This window comes from Allosphingosinicella sp. (assembly GCF_059502505.1).
Window position 1 is genome coordinate 45,978 of sequence record NZ_JCACEU010000013.1, and the last position, 20,689, is coordinate 66,666.

Annotated in this window: 21 protein-coding genes; 19 read left to right on the top strand and 2 right to left on the bottom strand. The window is 67.4% G+C overall.

Going from position 1 to position 20,689, the window contains the following annotated elements; translation table 11 throughout:
- The first annotated feature begins 86 nt into the window (after positions 1–86).
- From lnt to AC5JBD_RS01550, 6 genes are all read left to right on the top strand, one after another.
- On the top strand, positions 87–1,622 hold the full coding sequence (gene lnt, locus AC5JBD_RS01525; protein WP_495719994.1) for an apolipoprotein N-acyltransferase: 1,536 nt from the start codon (positions 87–89) through the stop codon (positions 1,620–1,622).
- Between the two features lie 60 nt (positions 1,623–1,682).
- On the top strand, positions 1,683–2,891 hold the full coding sequence (metK, locus tag AC5JBD_RS01530) for a methionine adenosyltransferase (protein ID WP_495719995.1): 1,209 nt from the start codon (positions 1,683–1,685) through the stop codon (positions 2,889–2,891).
- Between the two features lie 16 nt (positions 2,892–2,907).
- Positions 2,908–3,390, top strand: a complete 483-nt coding sequence (locus tag AC5JBD_RS01535; RefSeq protein ID WP_495719996.1) for a hypothetical protein — start codon at positions 2,908–2,910, stop codon at positions 3,388–3,390.
- Positions 3,372–4,085 (top strand): tRNA (guanine(46)-N(7))-methyltransferase TrmB, encoded by a 714-nt coding sequence (gene trmB / locus AC5JBD_RS01540; protein ID WP_495719997.1) that lies wholly within the window; start codon positions 3,372–3,374, stop codon positions 4,083–4,085. Before AC5JBD_RS01535 ends, trmB begins: the two co-directional genes overlap by 19 nt.
- Before the next feature lie 19 nt (positions 4,086–4,104).
- A complete protein-coding gene (locus AC5JBD_RS01545) occupies positions 4,105–4,755 on the top strand; it encodes a LytTR family DNA-binding domain-containing protein (protein ID WP_495719998.1) in 651 nt (216 codons plus the stop codon).
- 80 nt (positions 4,756–4,835) lie between these two features.
- Positions 4,836–5,924, top strand: a complete 1,089-nt coding sequence (locus AC5JBD_RS01550) for an alpha/beta hydrolase family protein (protein ID WP_495719999.1) — start codon at positions 4,836–4,838, stop codon at positions 5,922–5,924.
- On the opposite strand, the gene AC5JBD_RS01555 is transcribed toward AC5JBD_RS01550, so the two are convergent.
- Positions 5,911–7,083: a PQQ-dependent sugar dehydrogenase gene (locus AC5JBD_RS01555; protein WP_495720000.1), complete on the bottom strand. Its 1,173-nt coding sequence runs from the start codon at positions 7,081–7,083 to the stop codon at positions 5,911–5,913. The genes AC5JBD_RS01550 and AC5JBD_RS01555 overlap by 14 nt on opposite strands.
- A 98-nt stretch (positions 7,084–7,181) precedes the next feature.
- On the opposite strand from AC5JBD_RS01555, the gene AC5JBD_RS01560 reads away from it, so the two are divergent.
- The 13 genes from AC5JBD_RS01560 (at position 7,182) to pnp (ending at position 20,136) form a co-directional block, all read left to right on the top strand.
- Positions 7,182–8,237 carry a type III polyketide synthase gene (locus AC5JBD_RS01560; protein ID WP_495720001.1) on the top strand — a complete coding sequence of 352 codons (1,056 nt, stop codon included), beginning with the start codon at positions 7,182–7,184 and terminating at the stop codon, positions 8,235–8,237.
- Complete coding sequence (locus tag AC5JBD_RS01565; protein ID WP_495720002.1) at positions 8,234–8,731, top strand: isoprenylcysteine carboxyl methyltransferase family protein; 498 nt, start codon at positions 8,234–8,236, stop codon at positions 8,729–8,731. Before AC5JBD_RS01560 ends, AC5JBD_RS01565 begins: the two co-directional genes overlap by 4 nt.
- A 10-nt stretch (positions 8,732–8,741) precedes the next feature.
- Positions 8,742–9,332 (top strand): hypothetical protein, encoded by a 591-nt coding sequence (locus tag AC5JBD_RS01570; RefSeq protein ID WP_495720003.1) that lies wholly within the window; start codon positions 8,742–8,744, stop codon positions 9,330–9,332.
- 75 nt (positions 9,333–9,407) lie between these two features.
- Positions 9,408–9,851: a CPBP family glutamic-type intramembrane protease gene (locus AC5JBD_RS01575; RefSeq protein WP_495720004.1), complete on the top strand. Its 444-nt coding sequence runs from the start codon at positions 9,408–9,410 to the stop codon at positions 9,849–9,851.
- Positions 9,852–9,971: 120 nt separating this feature from the next.
- Positions 9,972–10,499: a ribosome maturation protein RimP gene (gene rimP, locus AC5JBD_RS01580; RefSeq protein WP_495720005.1), complete on the top strand. Its 528-nt coding sequence runs from the start codon at positions 9,972–9,974 to the stop codon at positions 10,497–10,499.
- A 3-nt stretch (positions 10,500–10,502) separates the two neighbouring features.
- On the top strand, positions 10,503–12,119 hold the full coding sequence (nusA, locus tag AC5JBD_RS01585; protein ID WP_495720006.1) for a transcription termination factor NusA: 1,617 nt from the start codon (positions 10,503–10,505) through the stop codon (positions 12,117–12,119).
- Positions 12,100–12,789, top strand: coding sequence for a DUF448 domain-containing protein (locus AC5JBD_RS01590; RefSeq protein WP_495720007.1), 690 nt, complete (start codon positions 12,100–12,102; stop codon positions 12,787–12,789). Before nusA ends, AC5JBD_RS01590 begins: the two co-directional genes overlap by 20 nt.
- A gap of 13 nt (positions 12,790–12,802) precedes the next feature.
- Positions 12,803–15,319: a translation initiation factor IF-2 gene (infB, locus tag AC5JBD_RS01595; RefSeq protein ID WP_495720008.1), complete on the top strand. Its 2,517-nt coding sequence runs from the start codon at positions 12,803–12,805 to the stop codon at positions 15,317–15,319.
- A gap of 113 nt (positions 15,320–15,432) precedes the next feature.
- On the top strand, positions 15,433–15,837 hold the full coding sequence (rbfA, locus tag AC5JBD_RS01600) for a 30S ribosome-binding factor RbfA (protein WP_495720009.1): 405 nt from the start codon (positions 15,433–15,435) through the stop codon (positions 15,835–15,837).
- A 14-nt stretch (positions 15,838–15,851) separates the two neighbouring features.
- Positions 15,852–16,373 carry a GNAT family N-acetyltransferase gene (locus AC5JBD_RS01605; RefSeq protein WP_495720101.1) on the top strand — a complete coding sequence of 174 codons (522 nt, stop codon included), beginning with the start codon at positions 15,852–15,854 and terminating at the stop codon, positions 16,371–16,373.
- Complete coding sequence (truB, locus tag AC5JBD_RS01610; protein ID WP_495720010.1) at positions 16,352–17,359, top strand: tRNA pseudouridine(55) synthase TruB; 1,008 nt, start codon at positions 16,352–16,354, stop codon at positions 17,357–17,359. The genes AC5JBD_RS01605 and truB overlap by 22 nt, the downstream gene beginning before the upstream one ends.
- Before the next feature lie 2 nt (positions 17,360–17,361).
- Positions 17,362–17,631, top strand: coding sequence for a 30S ribosomal protein S15 (gene rpsO / locus AC5JBD_RS01615; RefSeq protein ID WP_495720011.1), 270 nt, complete (start codon positions 17,362–17,364; stop codon positions 17,629–17,631).
- A 123-nt stretch (positions 17,632–17,754) separates the two neighbouring features.
- Positions 17,755–20,136, top strand: coding sequence for a polyribonucleotide nucleotidyltransferase (gene pnp / locus AC5JBD_RS01620; RefSeq protein ID WP_495720012.1), 2,382 nt, complete (start codon positions 17,755–17,757; stop codon positions 20,134–20,136).
- 234 nt (positions 20,137–20,370) lie between these two features.
- On the opposite strand, the gene AC5JBD_RS01625 is transcribed toward pnp, so the two are convergent.
- Complete coding sequence (locus AC5JBD_RS01625; protein WP_495720013.1) at positions 20,371–20,628, bottom strand: DUF6894 family protein; 258 nt, start codon at positions 20,626–20,628, stop codon at positions 20,371–20,373.
- Positions 20,629–20,689: the final 61 nt, after the last annotated feature.

The following is a 20,689-nucleotide window of genomic DNA, read 5'->3' on the forward strand; positions in this document are numbered from 1 at the left end:
CGCCAGCCGCGCTCCAGGCAGGTTCGGTCACTTGCTCTGCCGGGCGAGGTTGCAGCGCTTCGCCATCGAGGCGATATGCGCGGCGAATGAAGTTCCTCCTCGCGTCCCTCCTCCTCGGCATCGTCAGCGCCTGCGGCTTCGCGCCCTGGAGCCTGTGGCCGCTGACCTTGCTCGCCTTTGCGGGCCTGTTGTGGCTGATCCGGGAGGCGCCGAGCCTGCGCAGCGCCCTGGCCCGCGGCTATTGGTTCGGCGTCGGCCAGTTCGTTCTCGGCCTCAACTGGATCGCCACGGCCTTCACCTTTCAGGCCAAGATGCCCCACTGGCTCGGCTGGATCGCGGTCGTGCTGCTGTCGCTCTACCTGGCGGTCTACCCCGCCATGGCGACCGGCCTCGCCTGGCGCTGGGGCAAGTCCCCTCTCGCGCGGGAGAGGGAGGGGATCGCCCTCGTCCTCATTCTCGCCGCCGCCTGGGCCGTCACCGAATGGCTGCGCGCGACCATGTTCACCGGCTTCGCCTGGAACCCGGTCGGGGTCGTGCTGATCGATTCATGGGCCAAATGGGCGGCGACGGTGATCGGCACCTACGGCCTCTCCGCGCTCCTGGTCCTGCTCTCCGGCCTGCTGTGGCTGATCCTGTCGAGGCGCTCCTGGCTGCGCTTCCTTCCGGCCGCCGCCCTGATCCTCCTCCTCATGATCGATCTGAAGTTCGTCGCTCGGCAAGCCGAGGAAGAGCGCGCCGGTCAGCTCGCTCTGCGCATCGTCCAGCCGAACATCGGCCAGCAGGACAAATGGACGGAAGGCTTCGAGGCGCGCAACTTCGCCCGCCTTGCGCGCCTGACGGGCCCGGCCGCCGCCCGGCCCCGCCTGATCCTTTGGCCGGAAGCCGCGGTCACCGATCCGCTCGGCGATAACCGGCCCGCAGCGGCGGCCGAGGTCGCGGCGTTGCGCCGCCGGGTCGGCAGCCTGCTCGGCCCGAACGACCTGCTCCTGACCGGCGGCATCACCCTCGCTGCGCCCGACGGCCTGCGCGTGACCCAGGCGACCAACAGCGTCTTCGCGATGGACGCCTCCGGTCGCGTCCTCGGCCGCTTCGACAAGGCCCATCTCGTACCCTATGGCGAGTATCTGCCGATGCGGCCGATCCTGTCGGCGATCGGCCTGTCGCGGCTCGCGCCGGGCGACCTCGACTACATACCCGGCCCCGGTGCGCAGACGCTCACGCTGCCGCTGGCCGGCGAGGTCGGCTTCCAGCTCTGCTATGAGATCATCTTTTCCGGGGAAGTCGTTGATCCGGATAACCGCCCGGCCTTCATCTACAATCCGTCGAACGACGCATGGTTCGGCGCCTGGGGCCCGCCCCAGCATCTTGCCCAGGCGCGGCTCCGCGCGCTGGAGGAGGGACTCCCCGTGCTCCGCTCAACGCCGACCGGTATTTCGGCCGTGGTCGATGCGGAGGGGCGTCTGCTCCACAGCCTGCCGTGGCGGACCGCCGGCGTGATCGAGGCGACCTTGCCGCCGCCGAAGCCGCCGACCCTGTTCTCGCGGCTGGGTAATGTCGCGCCCTTCCTGTTCGCGCTGCTGCTCGTTCTGATCGCGGTTGCAGTGCGGCGGAAGGCACGCTAAGGGCGCATATAAGGATATCTTTATATCCGTATGTATCCCATCAGAAGGTTCCGTCCGTCCATGCGCAGCCACTACATCTTCACGTCCGAATCGGTTTCCGAAGGCCATCCCGACAAGGTTGCGGACCAGATTTCCGATGCGGTCGTCGATCTCATGCTGAGCAAGGATCCCGAGGCGCGCGTCGCCTGCGAGACGATGGTGACGACCCAGCGGATCCTGATCGCAGGCGAGGTCCGCTGTCGCGGCGTGTTCGATCTCGATAGCTTTCCCGATACCGAGGGCTGGGCGCCGGGCTCGCGCGACGAGATCGAGCAAGCGGTGCGCCGCACTGTCGAGAAGATCGGCTACGAGCAGGACGGCTTCCACTGGCAGACCGCGCATTTCTCGAACCACCTCCACGGCCAGTCGCAGCATATCGCGCAGGGCGTCGACGAGAGCGGCAACAAGGACGAGGGTGCCGGCGACCAGGGCATCATGTTCGGCTACGCCACCGACGAGACGCCGGACCTGATGCCCGCGACGCTCTATTATTCGCACCGCATCCTGGAACGCCTCGCCGCCGACCGCCATTCCGGCGCGGCTCCGTTCCTGGAGCCGGACGCGAAGAGCCAGGTCACCCTCGAATATGAGAATGAGGTGCCGGTGCGCGCCACTGCGCTCGTCGTCTCCACCCAGCACGCCAAGGGCTACGATCAGGGCAAGCTGCGCGATTATGTGAAGGGCGTGCTCGCCGACGTGCTTCCCGACGGCTGGCTGCCGGAGGACGAGGCGATCTTCGTCAACCCGACGGGGCTGTTCGAGATCGGCGGCCCCGACGGCGACGCAGGCCTCACGGGGCGCAAGATCATCGTCGACACCTATGGCGGCGCCAGTCCGCATGGCGGCGGTGCCTTCTCGGGCAAGGACCCGACCAAGGTTGATCGCTCGGCGGCATACATCACCCGCTATCTCGCCAAGAACATCGTCGCCGCCGGCCTCGCTCGCCGCTGCACGATCCAGCTTTCCTACGCGATCGGCGTCGCCGAGCCGCTGTCGCTTTATGTCGACCTGCACGGCACCGAGCTCAACGGCGCCACCGCGGCGCGGCTGGAGGAGGTGCTGCCCCAGCTCGTTCGTCTGACGCCGAAGGGCATCAGGACGCATCTCGGCCTCAACAAGCCGATCTATCTCCCCACCGCCGCCTATGGCCATTTCGGCCGCCAGCCCAACGGCGAGCATTTCACCTGGGAGAAGACCGACCTCGTGGACCAGCTCAAGCAGGCCCTCTGACGAAGGAGACACGCCGATGCCGATCGCAACGATTGCAGCCGCACTCCTGGGATTGGCATCGGTGGCCACCGCTAGGCTCAGCGATGCCGACGAGGCGGCCGCTTTCAAGGCGGCCGGTTTCGCCCTGAAAGGCGGTCAGTGGCGCAGCGACTGCGACGATCCCGGCACGGCTTCCTACACGCCGGGCGCGATCGAGACGGTCCACGACTTCAACGGCGACGGCTTTCCCGAAGCTGTCGTCACCGAGGGCGGCGCTTATTGCTACGGCAACACCGGTTCCGGTTTCACGCTGGTCAGCAAGCAAGCCGACGGCAGGTGGACCCGCATCACCGGCGACACCGGCATTCCCGAATTCCTGACGACAAAGGGAGCCGGTGGGTGGCCGGATATCTCGATCGGCGGCCCCGGCTTCTGCTTCCCGGTGCAGCGCTGGAACGGCAAGGCCTACGCTGTCCACCGCCACCAATATGAGGGCAAGCCGTGCCGCCCGCCGCGTTAGGCGCCGAGATCGGGCGCAAGGATCCGGCCACCATCCGCCGCCTCTACGGCCGCGCCAAGGGGCATAAGCTCCGGCAAGGCCAAACCGCGCTGGTGGAAGCGCTGCTTCCGGCGCTGAGCGTGCTGGAGGAGGGGGAGGTCACGTCGCCTCTCCTGTTCGGCGATGACCGTCCGCTCCATTTCGAGATCGGCTTCGGCTCCGGCGAGCATCTCGCCTACCGCGCCGATCTGCTCCCGGATCACGGCTTCATCGGCGCCGAGCCGTTCCTCAACGGCGTCGTCGGCGCCCTCACTCACATCCGTGACAAGGGCCTTGCCAACGTTCGCCTCCACATGGGCGATGCGCTGGACGTGCTCGAGCGGCTGCCCGACGCCTCGCTCCGCTTCGTCTACCTCCTCCACCCGGATCCCTGGCCCAAGGCTCGACATGCCAAGCGCCGCATGGTCAATCACGGCCCGCTCGATCTGATCGCCGCCAAGCTGCAGCCCGGCGGCGAGTTCCGGCTCGGCACGGACGATCCGACCTATTGCCGCTGGGCGATGATGATCATGAACCAGCGTCGCGACTTCGAATGGCTGGCCGAGAGCGCGAAGGATTTCCTCGCCCGCCCCGGCGGCTGGCCCGAAACGCGCTACGAGGCCAAGGCCCGGCGCCACGGTCACGAAGTGTGGTATTTCCGCTACCGCAGGAACTGATCCGAATCGGGGAGGGCAGATGCTGAAGGCGCTTCGACACCCGCTTCCGAACGCGGCTTTGCTGCCCGCCTCAATCGCAATCGTAGCCGCCGTGGCGCTCTACTGTGTCGCTTACACGACGCTCTCAGGGCAATCTGAGCCGATCGGCGAGGCGGCTGCCTGGGCTATCGTGAACGTGTTGCCGTGGTTCCTGGCGTTCGAAGCGGCGAAGCGCGCGCCTTCGCTGCAGCTGAAGGCAGCCGCTCTGGCGACCGCAATGGCCGCGTCGCTGCTGATGCATGTGCTGCTTTCCGGCCTCGCGGCCGAACCCCTGTTCGAGCTGGTGCGGCGCGTGCCGGCCTTGCTGCTCGTCATCGGCCTGCTCGCTCTGGGCCGGCTGCCGGCCGCGCAGGCACAGGAGGCCCGGGAAATCCCGCTGCTGCCGCGCCAGATCGACTGGGTGTCAGCTGCAGGCAATTATGTCGAGCTGCATGGCAGCGGTCGCACGATTGTCCACCGCTCCTCGCTGAGCTCCGTCGAGGCAGACCTTGCCGCCCACGGCTTCGTTCGCATCCACCGCTCGACCTTGGTGAGGCGGGACGCAGTCGCACGCGTGCGGCCGAACGATGTGCTGCTTGCCGACGGCACCAGCCTCCCGACCGGCAAGCGATACCGCTCCACCCTCCACTGAATTTCGTCCCTTCGTCCCCACGGCTTTGGCGCACGGGGCACCTTGCGCTGATCTCCTCCCGTCAAACCGAGCGAGGATCCATGCGCCTGAAGCTTCTGTTCCTGCTTGCCCTGCTTGCCACCCCTCCGGCCGCAGCTCAGATGTCGCGGCTAGTCGGCGACCTCCCGCGCAACGAGGGCAAGCCCCTCCAGTCTTTACCGGGCCTGGAGACCGAATATGGCTCGGTCCGCACCTCCGAGGGCACGCGCCTGCGAACGATCCTTACTCGCCCGTCCGGCACGCGCGGGCGCTTGCCAGCCATCTTCCTCGCGCAGTGGGTGTCGTGCGGCTCGCTGGACTTCGGGCCTGATCGGCAGAGCCAGCTCCGGCAGATCGCGGAGCGCAGCGGGACGGTGCTGGTGCGGGTCGAGCGGTCGGGCACCGGCGACAGCGAGGGGCGGCCGTGCAGCGAGCTGGATTACGACATTGAGGTGCGCCACTATCGTGAAGCGTTCGACCAGATCGCCCGCCATGCCTGGATCGATGCGGACCGGATCGTCATCTTCGGCAGCAGCCTCGGCGCCACCACCGCGCCGCTGATCGCCGACGGCAAGCGGGTGGCCGGCATCGTCGTCCAGGGCGGCGGCGCAGTCACTTATCTGGAGCGGATGATAAGTTTCGACCGGCTCTTCCTCGAGCGCTCAGGCAAATACACGGCCGCGCAGATCCACGATGAGATGCTGAAGCGCATCCCGTTCCACGTCGAATATCTCGTGCGCGGCAGGACGCCGGAGCAGATCGAGCAGGAACGGCCGGAGCTCCGCGGCGTCTGGCAGAGCATCCGCGGCGGCGCCGAGGCTCCGCCCCATTACGGCCGCCCTTATGCCTGGCATCAACAGGCGGCGAACCGCGACTTCCTCGAAGCGTGGAGCAAGGTCGAGGCGCCGGTGCTCGTCTTCTACGGGGAGTACGACCAGTTCGAGCCGCGCCACGGGCACAAGCTGATCGCCGACACCGTGAACAAGCTGCGGCCAGGCACCGCCACCCTCGTCGAGTTGCTCAAGGCCGATCACGAACTCGAATTTTACGGCTCCGCGGACGATGCCTACGCGTACAAGGATGGCCAGATCCGATACGATGCCTTCATCCAGCCGCTCGTGGAGTGGCTGGCGAAGGTCACCGCCCGCTAGCTGCGGGCGCGAGCTTCAGCAGCCGGCCGCCTTTGCCTTCGCGCTCGTCCTCGAGGACGTAGATTGCGCCGTCGGGGCCTTGCTCGACCTCGCGGACGCGGGCTGTCATCGGGAAGCGCTCGGCTTCACGGGCCTGGTTGCCGTTGATCGCGACGCGCACCAGCGCCTGGCCGGAAAGCGCGCCGAGGAAGGCGTTGCCGCGCCACTGGGGGAACTGGCTGCCGCTGTAGATGATGAGGCCGGCGGGCGAGACGACGGGGGTCCAGGTCACCTCCGGCGCGTTGAACTCGGGCCGCGTCGGGTGGTCGGGGATCGGCTTGCCGTCATAATGGTCGCCATTGGAGACGACCGGGTAGCCATAATTGGTGCCCCGCTCGATCAGGTTGAACTCGTCCCCGCCTTGCGGGCCCATCTCATGCTCCCAGAGCCGACCTTGGCCGTCGAAGGCGATGCCGAGCGGGTTGCGGTGGCCGGTCGTCCAGAACTGCGCGGCGACGCCGCCGCGGCTCGCCCAAGGATTGTCGGAGGGGACGCTGCCGTCGTCATTGAGGCGGACGATCTTGCCAAGCGTGGCGTTCATGTCCTGGGCGGGGTCGAATTTCTGGCGGTCGCCGTTGGAGATGTAGAGCTTGCCATCGGGACCGAAGGCAAGGCGGTGGCCGTAATGGCCGCGGCCGGTGACCTTCGGCGTCTGCCGGTAGATGACCTGCAACCCCTCGAGCCGGGCCGCATCGCCCTGTTGGACAAGGCGGGCGCGGCCGACCGCTGCGCCGCGCGTGTCGCCGTCGCCCGCCTCGGCCCAGCTCAGATAGACCATGTTGTTGGAGGCGAAGTCGGGGTGGAGGATCACGTCGCCCAGGCCGCCCTGTCCGCCATAATCGACCTCAGGCGTGCCCGAGACAGGGGTCGCCTTGCCGTTCGCCCACCAGATCAGCCGCCCGCGCTTTTCCGTCACCAGCGCCTGGCCGCTGTTGCCGGGGAGGAAGGTCATCGCCCAGGGCTCGTCGAACTTTGCGATCTCCTGGATCGCGAACGGACGGCCCGACGCGGCCTGCCCGGCGGGCGCGGCTGCCATGTTGTCGCCGGCGCCTGCGTCCGCGGCGCCGTTGCAGGCGGCGAGGGTGATCAGGGAGAGGCCGCCGAGAAGGAAAGCGCGCATTGTTTTGACTCCGGGGCTGGACTGGTTGCTGTGTGAAACCAACATGTGTGGGACAGCGCCGTTCCGTCAACGGTGGTGCCACGTTGAGGCGATTGCATTTGTCGCAAAGAAATCAAGCCAAGGTTTCCCTGCTTTCGGTCGCGACCGCCGTTCCGGACACGGTTCTGCCGCAGGAGGAGGCGAAGGCGCTCGCCCGCACCCTGTTCGGCGATCGGGTGGCGCTGTTCGACAAGCTCGCGCCGGTGTTCGACAATGCCGGCATCGCCAGGCGGCACATCGTCCGCCCGCCCGACTGGTATCGCGGCGATCATGGCTGGAAGGCCCGCAATGACGTCTATCTGGAGGAGGCCGAGGCGCTCTACATCGCGGCGGCGGAGCGGGCGCTCGCGGCGGCCGGCGTGGCGGCGGATGAGGTGGACGGGCTCGTCACCGTCTCGACGACTGGCATCGCGACGCCGAGCCTGGAGGCACGGGTCGCCGGACGAATGGGGTTTCGCAGCGACGTCGAGCGGGTGCCGCTCTTCGGCCTCGGCTGCGCGGGCGGGGTCAGCGGGTTAGCCGTCGCGGCGCGGCTGGCGGCGGCGGGCAAGACGATCCTGTTTGTGACGGTGGAGCTGTGCTCGACCTCGATCCGCCTCGACAAGCTCTCGAAGGCGAACATCGTCGCCACCGCCTTGTTCGGCGACGGCGCCGCCGCGGCCGTGGTGCGGGAGGGCGAAGGCGGCATCGCCGCAATCGAGGGCGGCGGCGAGATCCTCTGGCCGGACACGCTCGGCATCATGGGCTGGGACGTCGAAGATCCGGGGCTCGGCGTTATCTTCGACCGGGCGATCCCGCCATTCGTCGAGGAGAATATGGCGGCCGGCGTCGAGCAGATCCTGGAGCGGCTGGAGCTAGGCCGAGACGAGATCGACCGCTTCACCTGTCATCCCGGCGGCGCCAAGGTGATCGCTGCGCTGGAGCAGAGCCTGCACCTGGAGGAGGGGACGCTCGACCATGAGCGCGCGGTGCTGCGCGACTATGGCAACATGTCCGCGCCGACGGTCTTGTTCGTGCTGGAGCGGCTGATCCAGGCCGGCCTGCCGGAACGCACGCTTCTGCTCGCGCTCGGGCCGGGCTTTACCACCAGCGGTCTTTCACTCGCGCGGGCATGACTGCGGCGCTCATCCTCGCCCTGGTGACGGCGCAGCGCCTGGCGGAGCTGGTGATCGCCCGTCGAAATACCGCGGCGCTGCTGGCGCAGGGCGCGCGCGAATTCGCACCCGGCCATTATCCGCTGATCGTGCTCGTCCATGCATCGTGGCTGGCGGCCTTGTGGTGGCTGGCGCCGGGCCGTCCGGTGAGCTGGTCGCTGATCGGGCTGTTCGTCCTGCTTCAGCTCGGGCGGCTGTGGGTGCTGGCGACGCTCGGGCGGCGCTGGACCACCCGCATCATCGTGCTGCCGGATGCGCCGCTCGTCGCGCGGGGACCATTCCGCTTCGTGCGCCATCCCAATTACCTCGTCGTAATCGGTGAGATCGCGGTGCTGCCGCTCGCCTTCGGCCTGTGGCAGGTCGCGTTGCTGTTCAGCCTGCTCAATGCCGCCGTGCTCGCAATCCGCATTCGGGCGGAGGAGAAGGCATTGGCATCCGCGGCGCCGAGGCCCTAGGCTTTCGCCGATGAAACAGATGCTTGCGGCCGCGGCCGCGCTTTCCCTCGTCGGCTGCGTAACCACCGCCGCCGCTCCCGATCCCGATCCGGCCGCTCCGTTCTTCTCCCGGCTCTCGAAGCTGTGCGGCAAGGCGTTCGAAGGCCGCATCGCCAGCCCTCCGGTCGAGGCGGACGCCGCATTCGCCGGCAAGCGCCTGGTCATGCACGTGCGTGACTGTTCGGCCGATACGATCCGCATCCCCTTTCACGTCGGCGAGGACCGTTCCCGCACCTGGGTGGTGAGCCGGACCGCGTCGGGTCTCACGCTCAAGCATGATCACCGGCACGAGGACGGGAGCGAGGACAAGCTCACCCAATATGGCGGCGACTCGCTGGCGACCGGCACCGCCGCGCGCCAGGACTTTCCCGCCGACCGCTTCTCGCAGCAGCTGTTCGTGCGCGAGAAGATCCCGCTATCGGGAACCAATGTGTGGGGAATGGAGGTCGAGCCCGGCCGCCTCTTCGCCTATGAGCTGCGGCGACAGAACCGCTTCTTCCGCGTCGATTTCGACCTGACTCGGCCAGTTGCAGCGCCGCCTCCGCCCTGGGGCTCCCGCTAGTAAATGGCCGCAGCGGCCGCAAAGGTCCGCGCTGCGGTGACGACCATTCCCGACAGGCGCGCATGGCGTCGGCTTATGCTTGAGGCTGGTTGGTCGATCCCTGTCTCCCTCGCTCTGGTGTGGCTCGGTGGTCTGGCGGAGCCCGGCTGGTCGGACGACCCGCAGCTGCTCCTGCGGCTGGCGCTGGTTGCCGTCGTGGCACCCGCCTTTGGGGAGGAGTTGCTGTTCCGGGTCCTGCTGCTGCCGCGACCGGGCGAGCCTGCTCCGGCGTGGCGTTATGCGCTTCCGGTTCTCCTGTTCGTGCTCTGGCATCCGCCGCAGGCTTTGCTGTTCGGACCCGCATGGGGCGAGGTGGTGCTCAACCCCTGGTTCCTTGCCGCCGTGGCGGTGATGGGCACCGCGCTGACCCGGCTCTATCTCGCCACTGGCTCGATCTGGCCGTGCGTCCTGCTCCACTGGACGGCGGTGGTCGGCTGGAAGGCTTTCTTCGGCGCGCCGTCGCCGTGGACCGGCAGCTAATCCGCTTGCCCGTATCAATGCTTGCGCCTATATAGCGGCTGCCTTTCCTCGACATCGGTAACATGTTGAGGCTGGTCCCGGAGGCGGGGCCGGCGGCAACCACGCATATCTGGAGCGCTGATGGCGGATATCGCCAGACTGACCGAGTTGATCGAGCCCGAGGCCAAGGCCGAGGGGCTGGAACTCGTGCGCGTCAAGATGATGGGTGGCACCTCCGATCCGACCCTGCAGGTGATGGCCGAGCGGCCCGACACGCGCCAGCTCACGCTCGACGATTGCGCGCGGCTGTCGCGGCGGCTGTCGGATCTGCTCGACGAGAAGGACCCGATCGAAGGCGCCTACCGGCTCGAGGTCAGCTCTCCCGGCATCGACCGGCCGCTCACCCGGCTCAAGGATTTCGACGACTGGAAGGGGCATGAAGCGCGGATCGTGCTCGCCGAGAAGCTGAACGGCCGCAAGGTCTTCAGCGGCGATCTCACGGGCGCGGAGGGCGACACGGTGCTGGTCGACGTTCAGGGACTTGGGCCCACCGGCCTGCCCTTTGCCGCCATTCATTCCGCCAAGCTCGTCATGACCGACCGGCTCATCCAAGCAACCGCGCCGCTCTCCGCCGAGGGCGCAGACACAATCAAGGTAGTAGAGGACTAAATCATGGCCACCGCAGCCGCATCCGTCTCCGCCAACAAGGCCGAGCTGCTCGCCATCGCCGACTCGGTCGCGCGCGAGAAGCTGATCGACAAGGGCATCGTCATCGAGGCGATGGAGGACGCCATCCAGCGCGCCGCCCGCGCCCGCTACGGTGCCGAGAACGACATCCGCGCCAAGCTGGACCCCGTCTCCGGCGACCTGCGCCTGTGGCGCGTCGTCGAAGTGGTCGAGCAGGTGGACGACTATTTCAAGCAGGTCAGCCTCGAGGACGCGCAGAAGCTCCAGCCGGGCGCGACGCTCGGCGACTTCATCGTCGATCCGCTGCCGCCGATCGAGTTCGGCCGGATCGCCGCGCAGGCCGCCAAGCAGGTCATCTTCCAGAAGGTCCGCGACGCCGAGCGCGAGCGCCAGTATGAGGAGTTCAAGGACCGCGCCGGCGAGATCATCACCGGCGTCGTCAAGCGGGTCGAGTTCGGCCACGTGGTGGTGGACCTCGGCCGCGCCGAGGGCGTCATCCGCCGCGACCAGCAGATCCCGCGCGAAGTCGTCCGCGTCGGCGACCGCATCCGCTCGCTGATCCTGCGCGTCGTGCGCGAAAATCGCGGGCCACAGATCTTCCTCTCCCGCGCGCACCCCGACTTCATGAAGAAGCTGTTCGCGCAGGAAGTGCCCGAAATTTACGACGGCATCATCGAGATCAAGGCCGCCGCCCGCGACCCGGGCAGCCGCGCCAAGATCGGCGTCATCAGCCACGACAGCTCGATCGATCCGGTCGGCGCCTGCGTCGGTATGAAGGGCTCGCGCGTGCAGGCCGTCGTTCAGGAAATGCAGGGCGAGAAGATCGACATCATTCCCTGGAGTCAGGACCTCGCCACCTTCGTCGTCAATGCGCTGCAGCCGGCGACGGTCGCCCGCGTCGTGATCGACGAGGAGGAGAGCCGGATCGAGGTGGTGGTGCCGGACGACCAGCTCAGCCTCGCCATCGGCCGCCGCGGCCAGAATGTTCGCCTCGCCTCGCAGCTCACCGGCTCGGCGATCGACATCATGACCGAGGCCGATGCTTCGGAGAAGCGCCAGCGCGAGTTCGTGGAGCGCTCGACGATGTTCCAGGAGGAGCTGGACGTCGACGAGACGCTCGCCCAGCTGCTGGTCGCCGAAGGCTTCGGCGCGCTCGAGGAGGTCGCCTATGTCGAGCTCGACGAGATCGCCGCGATCGAGGGCTTCGACGAGGAGCTTGCGACCGAGCTGCAGAGCCGCGCTGCCGAGGCGCTCGAGCGCCGCGAGGAAGCGGCGCGCGAGGAGCGCCGCGGTCTCGGCGTGTCCGATGACCTGGCCGAGATGCCTTACCTGACCGAAGCGATGCTGGTCACGCTCGGCAAGGCCGGCATCAAGACGCTCGACGATCTCGCCGACCTCGCCACCGACGAGCTCGTCCAGAAGAAGAAGCCCGAGCAGCGCCGCCAGCGTGAGCCCAATCGTCCCGAGGACAAGGGCGGGATCCTCGCCGAATACGGCCTGAGCGACGAGCAGGGCAACGAGATCATCATGGCCGCCCGAGCCCACTGGTTCGAGGACGAAGGCTCAGAGGGGGAGGACGCAGTTGCGGCAAGCCCCCAATGAGACGCTGACTCCCAAGGACAAGCACGTCCCCGAGCGCAAGTGCATCCTCTCAGGGGAGCATGACGCGCGCCACAATCTGATCCGGCTGGCCCTGGGGCCGGACGGGCAGGTTGCGCCCGACGTGCGCGCTAAGGCGCCGGGACGCGGCGCGTGGATCGGCGTTGATCGGGCGGCGCTCGATGCGGCCCAGAGCAAGGGCAAGCTGAAGGGCGCGCTGTCGCGTGCCTTCAAAACCGGCGATCTCTTCATTCCGGCGGATCTCGGCGCGCGGACCGAGGCGGCTTTGCGCCAGGCGGCGCTCGACCGGCTCGGCCTTGAGGCACGGGCGGGAAACCTGATCACCGGCGGCGAGAAGATAGAGACGGCGGCGCGGCGGGGCGAGGTCCACCTGCTGATCCATGCCTCGGATGCGGGCGCGGACGGCAATTCCAAGCTGGATCAGGCCTGGCGGGTCGGCGGCGGCGAGGAGCAAGGGCTGGTTTTTCCAGCGGATAGGGCCATATTGTCGTTGGCGCTTGGCCGGCAAAATGTGGTACATGTCGCCATAATTGACCGGGCTGCCGCCTCGCGCGTGCTTCACGCGATCGAAAGGTGGCGCGCTTTTATCGGACCGGATGCTGGGCTAAGCGCCGCTGCGGCGGCGTCGCCGATTGTTTCGGCTGTGGATTGAGACGAAGGATTTTATGAGCGAGACGACAGACAAGCCGAAACTCGGAGCGCGCGCGCCGCTGGGCCTGAAGCGCACCGTCGAGACCGGCAAGGTCAAGCAGAGCTTCAGCCACGGCCGCTCGAACACTGTGGTGGTCGAGGTGAAGAAGCGCCGAATTCTCGGCCCGGCTGCTGCGCAGGAAACGCCCAAGGTCGAGGAAGCCGCGCCGCCGCCTCCGCCGCCCCCGCCGGCTCCGGTTGCCGCGAAGCCCGCTGCCCGTCCGGTCAGCGACGCCGCGTCGCGCCGTGAGCTGCAGGAGAAGCTGCTGCGCGAGGCCGAGGAGGCCCGCATGACCGCGCTCGAGGAAGCGCGGCGCCGCGAGGATCGCAAGGCGGTCGAGGCGACCGAAGAGGAAAAGCGCCGCGCGGACGACAATCGCCGGGCCGAGGAAGAGGCGCGCGTTCGCGCCGAGGAAGAGAAGCGCCGCGCCGCCGAGGAAGCCGAGCGCGCCGCCTCGCAGCCGCAGGCGGACGCCGCTCCCGCGGCCGCTCCCGCAACGACTGAAGACGACCGCCGTCCCAAGCCGCGCGGCTTTACGCCGGTCAAGCGGCCGGAGCCGCCTGCGCGCCCGACCCGCTCGGCGCGCGGCGGCGACGACCGCCGCCAGTCCGGCAAGCTCACTGTCACCCGCGCACTCGATGACGGCGAGGGCGGTGCCCGCGCCCGCTCGCTCGCCGCGCTGAAGCGTGCCCGCGAGAAGGAAAAGCGCGCCCACCAGCAGTCCGGCCCGTCCGCCAAGCAATATCGCGACGTCGACGTTCCCGAGACGATCACGGTGCAGGAGCTCGCCAAGCGCATGGGCGAGCGCGGCGCCGACCTCGTCAAGTCGCTGTTCAAGATGGGCACCCCGGTGACCATCACCGAGACGATCGACCAGGATACGGCCGAATTGCTGATCGAGGAATTCGGCCACCGCATCAATCGCGTCAGCGATGCCGACGTCGACATCCAGGCGGAAGCCGATGTCGATGCGGCCGAGACGCTGAAGCCGCGTCCTCCGGTGGTCACCATCATGGGCCATGTCGACCACGGCAAGACGTCGCTGCTCGACGCGATCCGCGGTGCGAACGTCGTCTCCGGCGAGGCGGGCGGCATTACCCAGCATATCGGCGCCTATCAGGTGAGCCTGCCGGACAAGTCGAAGATCACCTTCCTCGACACGCCGGGCCACGAGGCGTTCACCGAAATGCGCCAGCGCGGCGCCAACGTCACCGATATCGTCGTGCTGGTGGTGGCAGCCGACGACGGCCTCAAGCCGCAGACGGTCGAGGCGATCAATCACACCAAGGCGGCCGGCGTGCCGATGATCGTGGCGATCAACAAGATTGACAAGGATGGCGCCCGTCCGCAGCGCGTCCGCGAGGAGCTGCTGCAGCACGAGATCGTGGTCGAGGATCTGGGCGGCGACGTCCAGGACGTGGAGGTCTCGGCGCTCAAGAAGACCAATCTCGACGGCCTGCTGGAGGCGATCAACCTCCAGGCCGAACTTCTCGAGCTCAAGGCCAACCCCGATCGCGCCGCCGAAGGCGCGGTGGTGGAAGCCAAGCTCGACAAGGGCCGCGGCCCGCTGGCGACCGTGCTCATGCAGCGCGGCACGCTGAAGGTCGGCGACGTGTTCGTCGTCGGCGCGGTCCCGGGCAAGGTCCGGGCGATGATCGACGACAAGGGCAAGCAGGTGAAGGAAGCCGGTCCCTCGGTGCCGGTCGAAGTGCTCGGCCTCTCCGGCGTTCCGGCGGCCGGCGACACGCTCACCGTCGTCGAGAACGAGGCGCGCGCCCGCGAGGTCGCCGAATATCGCCAGACCATGCTGGACCGGAAGCGGACCACTGCCGCTCCCGTCAGCCTTGAGAATATGTTCGCGTCCAAGGCGAGCCAGACCAAGGAGTTCGCCCTGGTCGTCAAGGCCGACGTGCAGGGCTCGGTCGAGGCGATCGTCACCGCGGTCAACCGGATCTCGACCGAGGACATCCGCGCGCGCATCCTGCACGCGGGCGTCGGCGCCATCACGGAGAGCGACGTCATCCTGGCGAGCGCGTCGGGTGCCCCGATTATCGGCTTCAACGTTCGCCCGAATGCCAAGGCGCGGGAGATCGCGGAGCGCAACAAGGTCGAGTTCCGCTATTACGACGTCATCTATCACCTCACCGACTGGGTGAAGTCGGCGATGGCGGGCGAACTCGGACCGGAGATCGTCGAGACCGTGCTCGGCCGCGCCGAGGTCAAGGAAGTCTTCCCCGCCGGCAAGCGCGACAAGGCGGCCGGCCTGCTGGTGCTCGAAGGCGTCATCCGCAAGGGGCTGCATGCGCGGCTCACCCGCGAGGACGTCATCGTCTCCAAGACGACGATCTCGTCCCTGCGGCGCTTCAAGGACGACGTCGCGGAAGTGCGCGCCGGCCTCGAGTGCGGCGTGCTCCTGGCCGACACCAACGACATCAAGCCGGGCGACCATCTCGAAGTCTTCGAGGTTGAGGAACGCGCCCGGACGCTTTGAAGAGCTCCCTCTCCCCTTCAGGGGAGAGGGTTAGGGAGAGGGGCAGCTCCCAAGCTGCCGAGAGGTGATCGACTCCCCCTCTCCTAGCCTCTCCCCTGAAGGGGAGAGGGATCATGGCACGTCACACTGAAAGCCCCGAAGGCCGCTCCGTCCGCCTGCTCCGCGTCGGTGAGCAGGTGCGGCATGCGCTGTCCGACATCCTGATGCGCGGCGACGTGCATGACGATGTGCTGGCGAGCCATGTCGTCTCGGTGACCGAGGTTCGGATGTCGCCGGACCTGAGGCACGCGACCGTGTTCGTGAAGCCGCTGCTGGGCGCAGACGAAGCTCAGGTGCTGAAGGCGCTGCGCACCCACACCGCCTTCCTTCAGCGTTCGGTCGCGTCCCGGGTGAACACCAAATATGCCGCGAGGCTGAAATTCCTCGCCGACGAGAGCTTCGACGAGGGCAGCCATATCGATCAGCTCCTCCGTTCGCCGAAGGTCGCCCGCGACCTCAATGGAGACGAGGAGGAGTGAAGCTTGCCGATGCGATGCAGGACGGCGACCTGCGGCTGGAGCCGCTCGCCGAAGAGCATCGCGAGCCGCTTCGCGCCGCCTGCGCCGAGGATGGCGAGATCTGGAAGATCTACGCCACGTCCTACGATCCGGAGCATTTCGACGCGAGTTTCGATCTGCTGCTGAGCCGGCCCAACTGGGCGGCTTTCGCAATCTTCCTGGCCGAACGGCTCGTCGGCATGAGCTGCTTCATCTCGATCGAGCCCGACCGAGGCGTGCTCGAGATCGGCAACACTTATTATGTGCCCGAGGCGCGGGGCACGGGCATGAACCGCCGCGTCAAGAACCTCATGGTCGGCCGCGCCGTCGCCTGCGGCTTTCGCCGTATCGAGTTCCGCGTCGACAGCCGCAACGCCCGATCGCAGGCGGCGATGGCGAAGATCGGCGGCGTGCGCGAGGGCGTGATCCGCGCCGAGCGCATCACCTGGACCGGTCACGTTCGGGACACCGTCCTTTTCTCGATCCTGGCGGACGAATGGCGCTCCACGGCTGGCTGATCATCGACAAGCCGGTGGGGCCGGGCTCCACCCAGATCGTCTCTGCCGTAAAGCGAGCCTTGCGCGAAGGCGGCTATCCGAAAGTAAAGGTGGGGCATGGCGGCACACTCGACCCGCTTGCCAGCGGCGTGCTGCCGGTGGCGCTCGGCGAGGCTACCAAGCTCTGCGGCCGCGCGCTCGATTCCGACAAGACCTACCACTTCACCATCCGCTTCGGCGAGGAGACGAGCACGCTGGATGCGGAAGGGGAGGTGGTTGCTAGGTCGGAAGAGCGACCGACGATGGAGCAAGTGCAGGCGATCCTGCCGCGTTTCACGGGCGAAATCGAGCAGGTGCCGCCGGCCTTTTCGGCGCTGAAGATCGACGGCGAGCGCGCCTACGATCTCGCCCGCGCCGGCGAGGCGGTGGAGATGAAGGCTCGGATCGTGAAGGTGCGCTCGCTCACGCTCGCGGCCCACCCTTCGATCCCCTCCCGGGAATCCGGGAGGGGAGGAAAGGACGGCGACGCTTCCTCTCCCCTCCTGGATTACCGGGAGGGGTCGGGGGTGGGCCCTTCGAATGAAGTCACCCTCACCGCCCTCGTCTCGAAGGGCACCTACATCCGCTCGCTCGCCCGCGACATCGCTCGTGCCTTGGAAACCCTCGGCTACGTCACCATGTTGCGGAGGACCAAGGCCGGCCCCTTCGACCTCTCCCAAGCGATTTCGCTGGACAAATTAGGTGAACTCGCCCATGCGCGCCGGCTTGAACAGGCACTCTTGCCGCTGGCGGCGGGGCTGGACGACATCCCGGCTCTCTCCGTCACTCCCGATCAGGCAAGGGCGCTCCGCGAGGGGCGCAGGTTGACCGGGATTGCCGCAAAGCCAGGGCTCCATCTAGCAACCGCAGGGTCTGTTCCGGTTGCGCTTGTGGAGCTTTCCGAAGGTGAGCTTCGGCCGGAGATACGGGTGGTGCGCGGCTTCAACCTGAATGAAGAAGGAGTTTGACGATGTCGGTGACCGCCGAGCGCAAGCAGGAAATCATCAAGGACAATGCCCGCGGGGGCACGGATACGGGTTCGCCCGAGGTCCAGGTCGCGATCCTTACGGAGCGCATCACCAATCTCACCGAGCACTTCAAGACGCACGCCAAGGACAATCACTCGCGCCGCGGTCTGCTGATGCTCGTCAACAAGCGCCGTTCGCTGCTGGATTATCTCCGGAAGACGGACGCGGAGCGCTACACCAACCTCATCGCGAAGCTCGGTCTTCGCAAGTAATCCGGAGCGGCCCCTCGCGGGCCGCTTCGCATATCGGGCGCCCGCAATCCGGCGAGCGTCACCGGAGTCCATGACTCCACACAGGCCCCGCCGGAAGGTCCGGCGGATGAAGGATAAAACCAAATGTTCGACATGAAGAAAGTGGAAATCGAGTGGGGCGGAAAGACCCTCACTCTCGAGACCGGGCGCGTTGCCCGTCAGGCCGACGGCGCGGTTCTCGCGACCCTCGGCGAAACCGTCGTGCTGTGCGCCGTCACGGCCGCGCGCACGATCAAGGACGGGCAGGATTTCTTCCCGCTCACCGTCCACTACCAGGAAAAGTATAGCGCTGCGGGCCGCATCCCCGGCGGCTTCTTCAAACGCGAGCGCGGCGCGACCGAGAAGGAGACGCTCGTCTCCCGCCTCATCGATCGCCCGATCCGGCCGCTCTTCCCGTCCGCGTTCTTCAACGAGATCAACGTCATCGCCCAGGTTCTCTCCTATGATGGCGAGAACGAGCCGGACATGCTGGCGATGGTCGCTGCCTCGGCCGCGCTGACGCTGTCGGGCGTGCCGTTCATGGGCCCCATCGGCGCCGCCCGCGTCGGCTATGTCGACGGCGAATATATCCTCAACCCGACCGATGAGCAGGTCGAGGCGGGGCAGCTCGACCTCGTCGTCGCCGGCACCCACGACGCCGTCATGATGGTCGAATCCGAGGCCAAGGAGCTGTCGGAAGAGGTCATGCTCGGCGCCGTAATGTTCGCCCATCGCGGCTTCCAGCCGGTGATCGAGGCGATCATCCGCCTCGCCGAGCAGGCCGCCAAGGAGCCCTGGGAGCTGTCGGCGGAGATCGACCGCTCGGCGACCAAGCAGAAGCTCAAGGACCTGATCGGCGCCGATCTCGCCGCGGCCTACAAGCTCACCAACAAGTCCCAGCGCCAGAACGCGATCAACGAAGCCCGCGCCAAGGCCCGCGACGCGTTCGAGGGCGAGGACGCCGCCGAGCGGATCGCGAGCCTCAAGCTGGTCAAGAAGCTCGAGGCCGAGATCGTCCGCCAGGCGATCCTCAAGGACGGCCAGCGCATCGACGGCCGCACCACCTCGCAGATCCGCCCGATCGACGCGATGGTCGGCTTCCTCCCGCGCACCCACGGCTCGGCCCTGTTCACCCGCGGCGAGACCCAGGCGATCTGCACCACCACCTTGGGCACCAAGGACAGCGAGCAGATGATCGATGGCCTGACCGGCCTTCGCTACGAGCATTTCATGCTGCACTACAACTTCCCGCCTTATTCGGTCGGCGAAGTCGGCCGCTTCGGCGCCCCCGGGCGCCGCGAAGTCGGCCACGGCAAGCTCGCCTGGCGCGCTTTGCACCCGGTGCTGCCGACCAAGGACGAGTTCCCGTACACGATCCGCGTCCTCTCCGACATCACCGAGAGCAACGGCTCCTCGTCGATGGCGACGGTGTGCGGCGGCTCGCTGTCGATGATGGACGCCGGCGTGCCGCTGAAGCGCCCGGTCTCCGGCATCGCCATGGGCCTGATCCTGGAAGGCAAGGATTATGCGGTGATCTCCGACATCCTCGGCGACGAGGATCATCTCGGCGACATGGACTTCAAGGTGGCGGGCACCAGCGAAGGCATCACCTCGCTGCAGATGGACATCAAGATCGCCGGCATCACCGAGGAGATCATGAAGACTGCGCTCGCCCAGGCGAACGAGGGCCGCGCCCACATCCTCGCCGAGATGGCCAAGGCGCTCGACCACACCCGCGAGGAGCTTTCCGCCCACGCGCCGCGGATCGAGACGATGCAGATCGACAAGTCCAAGATCCGCGAAGTGATCGGCACCGGCGGCAAGGTGATCCGCGAGATCGTCGCCGAGACCGGCGCCAAGGTCGACATCGACGATGAGGGCCTGATCAAGATCAGCTCGTCCGACGTCAGCCAGATCGAGGCCGCGCGCAAGTGGATCCAGGGCATCGTCGAGGAGCCCGAGGTCGGCAAGATCTACAGCGGCAAGGTCGTCAACCTGGTCGATTTCGGCGCGTTCGTGAACTTCATGGGCGGCAAGGACGGCCTCGTCCACGTCTCGGAGATCAAGAACGAGCGCGTCGAGAAGGTCGCCGATGCCTTGAGCGAAGGCCAGGAGGTGAAGGTCAAGGTCCTCGAGATCGACCAGCGCGGCAAGGTCCGCCTGTCGATGCGCGTCGTCGACCAGGAGACCGGCGCCGAGCTGGAGGACACCCGTCCCCCGCGCGAGGAGCGTCCGCGCGGTGAAGGCCGCGGCGACCGTGGCGATCGTGGTGATCGCGGCGGCCGTGGCGGCGGTCGTGACCGCGGCCCCCGCCGCGACGGCGAAGGCCGTGGCGACCGCGGCGGCCGTGACCGTGATCGCGGCCCGCGCGGCGAAGGCGGAGACCGCGGCCCCCGCCGCGACCGGGAGGGCGGCGACCGCCCGGAGCGTGACAACGGGCCGGAGCCGGAGTTTGCGCCGGCGTTCCTGACGCGGGATGATGATTAAGGCGTCGGCGCTTCAGAGCTGAACAGAGGAGGCCCCGCAGCGATGTGGGGCCTTTTCCTTGCAACCTTGATTGCCCGGTTTGCGCCCATCTCAGCCCTTGCCAGCCGCCGGCCCGAATGTCCGGATATGGCCGTTAGCGGACCGTCAGCTTCTGGGAGGTTAAGCGGCACAGCGGACCTTCAGCCGCCTAGGCTGTGTACGTCTCGGTAGTCGGACCTGACATCCGTGCTTTGGCTAGGTTCGCTGCCCTGACCCAGTTGTGATTCGAACGGCTTCCGACAACGGCACTGTCATCAGTAGCGCGTGGTTCTGGTCCTCGATCTCGATAAACGAACTAAGGTCAATGTTGCCTCTACGAAGCTCACCAGCCACGACATCGCGAAGCCCTTCTATGGCCCGCCTTCGAGCGTGCGCCGGATCGGGGAGCTCGCACCCCTCCTCGTCCTCGATAACGGCATCGCCTAGGCTCAGGTGGAGGTAGAAGCGCGGCATCACGTATAAATGCCTATGCTCCCGATTTGATGCCGCCGGAAATTACGGAACGATAGCGAGG

Bases quoted from the DNA above. Each gene is read 5' to 3' on its own strand.
- metK (WP_495719995.1), top strand. From the start codon at position 1,683: ATGCGCAGCCACTACATCTTCACGTCCGAATCGGTTTCCGAAGGCCAT.
- AC5JBD_RS01605 (WP_495720101.1), top strand. From the start codon at position 15,852: ATGCAGGACGGCGACCTGCGGCTGGAGCCGCTCGCCGAAGAGCATCGC.
- rpsO (WP_495720011.1), top strand. From the start codon at position 17,362: ATGTCGGTGACCGCCGAGCGCAAGCAGGAAATCATCAAGGACAATGCC.
- AC5JBD_RS01545 (WP_495719998.1), top strand. From the start codon at position 4,105: ATGCTGAAGGCGCTTCGACACCCGCTTCCGAACGCGGCTTTGCTGCCC.
- infB (WP_495720008.1), top strand. From the start codon at position 12,803: ATGAGCGAGACGACAGACAAGCCGAAACTCGGAGCGCGCGCGCCGCTG.
- AC5JBD_RS01550 (WP_495719999.1), top strand. From the start codon at position 4,836: ATGCGCCTGAAGCTTCTGTTCCTGCTTGCCCTGCTTGCCACCCCTCCG.
- lnt (WP_495719994.1), top strand. From the start codon at position 87: ATGAAGTTCCTCCTCGCGTCCCTCCTCCTCGGCATCGTCAGCGCCTGC.
- AC5JBD_RS01535 (WP_495719996.1), top strand. From the start codon at position 2,908: ATGCCGATCGCAACGATTGCAGCCGCACTCCTGGGATTGGCATCGGTG.
- AC5JBD_RS01575 (WP_495720004.1), top strand. From the start codon at position 9,408: ATGCTTGAGGCTGGTTGGTCGATCCCTGTCTCCCTCGCTCTGGTGTGG.
- AC5JBD_RS01570 (WP_495720003.1), top strand. From the start codon at position 8,742: ATGAAACAGATGCTTGCGGCCGCGGCCGCGCTTTCCCTCGTCGGCTGC.
- AC5JBD_RS01565 (WP_495720002.1), top strand. From the start codon at position 8,234: ATGACTGCGGCGCTCATCCTCGCCCTGGTGACGGCGCAGCGCCTGGCG.
- nusA (WP_495720006.1), top strand. From the start codon at position 10,503: ATGGCCACCGCAGCCGCATCCGTCTCCGCCAACAAGGCCGAGCTGCTC.
- AC5JBD_RS01625 (WP_495720013.1), bottom strand. From the start codon at position 20,628: ATGCCGCGCTTCTACCTCCACCTGAGCCTAGGCGATGCCGTTATCGAG.
- pnp (WP_495720012.1), top strand. From the start codon at position 17,755: ATGTTCGACATGAAGAAAGTGGAAATCGAGTGGGGCGGAAAGACCCTC.
- truB (WP_495720010.1), top strand. From the start codon at position 16,352: ATGGCGCTCCACGGCTGGCTGATCATCGACAAGCCGGTGGGGCCGGGC.
- AC5JBD_RS01555 (WP_495720000.1), bottom strand. From the start codon at position 7,083: ATGCGCGCTTTCCTTCTCGGCGGCCTCTCCCTGATCACCCTCGCCGCC.
- rimP (WP_495720005.1), top strand. From the start codon at position 9,972: ATGGCGGATATCGCCAGACTGACCGAGTTGATCGAGCCCGAGGCCAAG.
- rbfA (WP_495720009.1), top strand. From the start codon at position 15,433: ATGGCACGTCACACTGAAAGCCCCGAAGGCCGCTCCGTCCGCCTGCTC.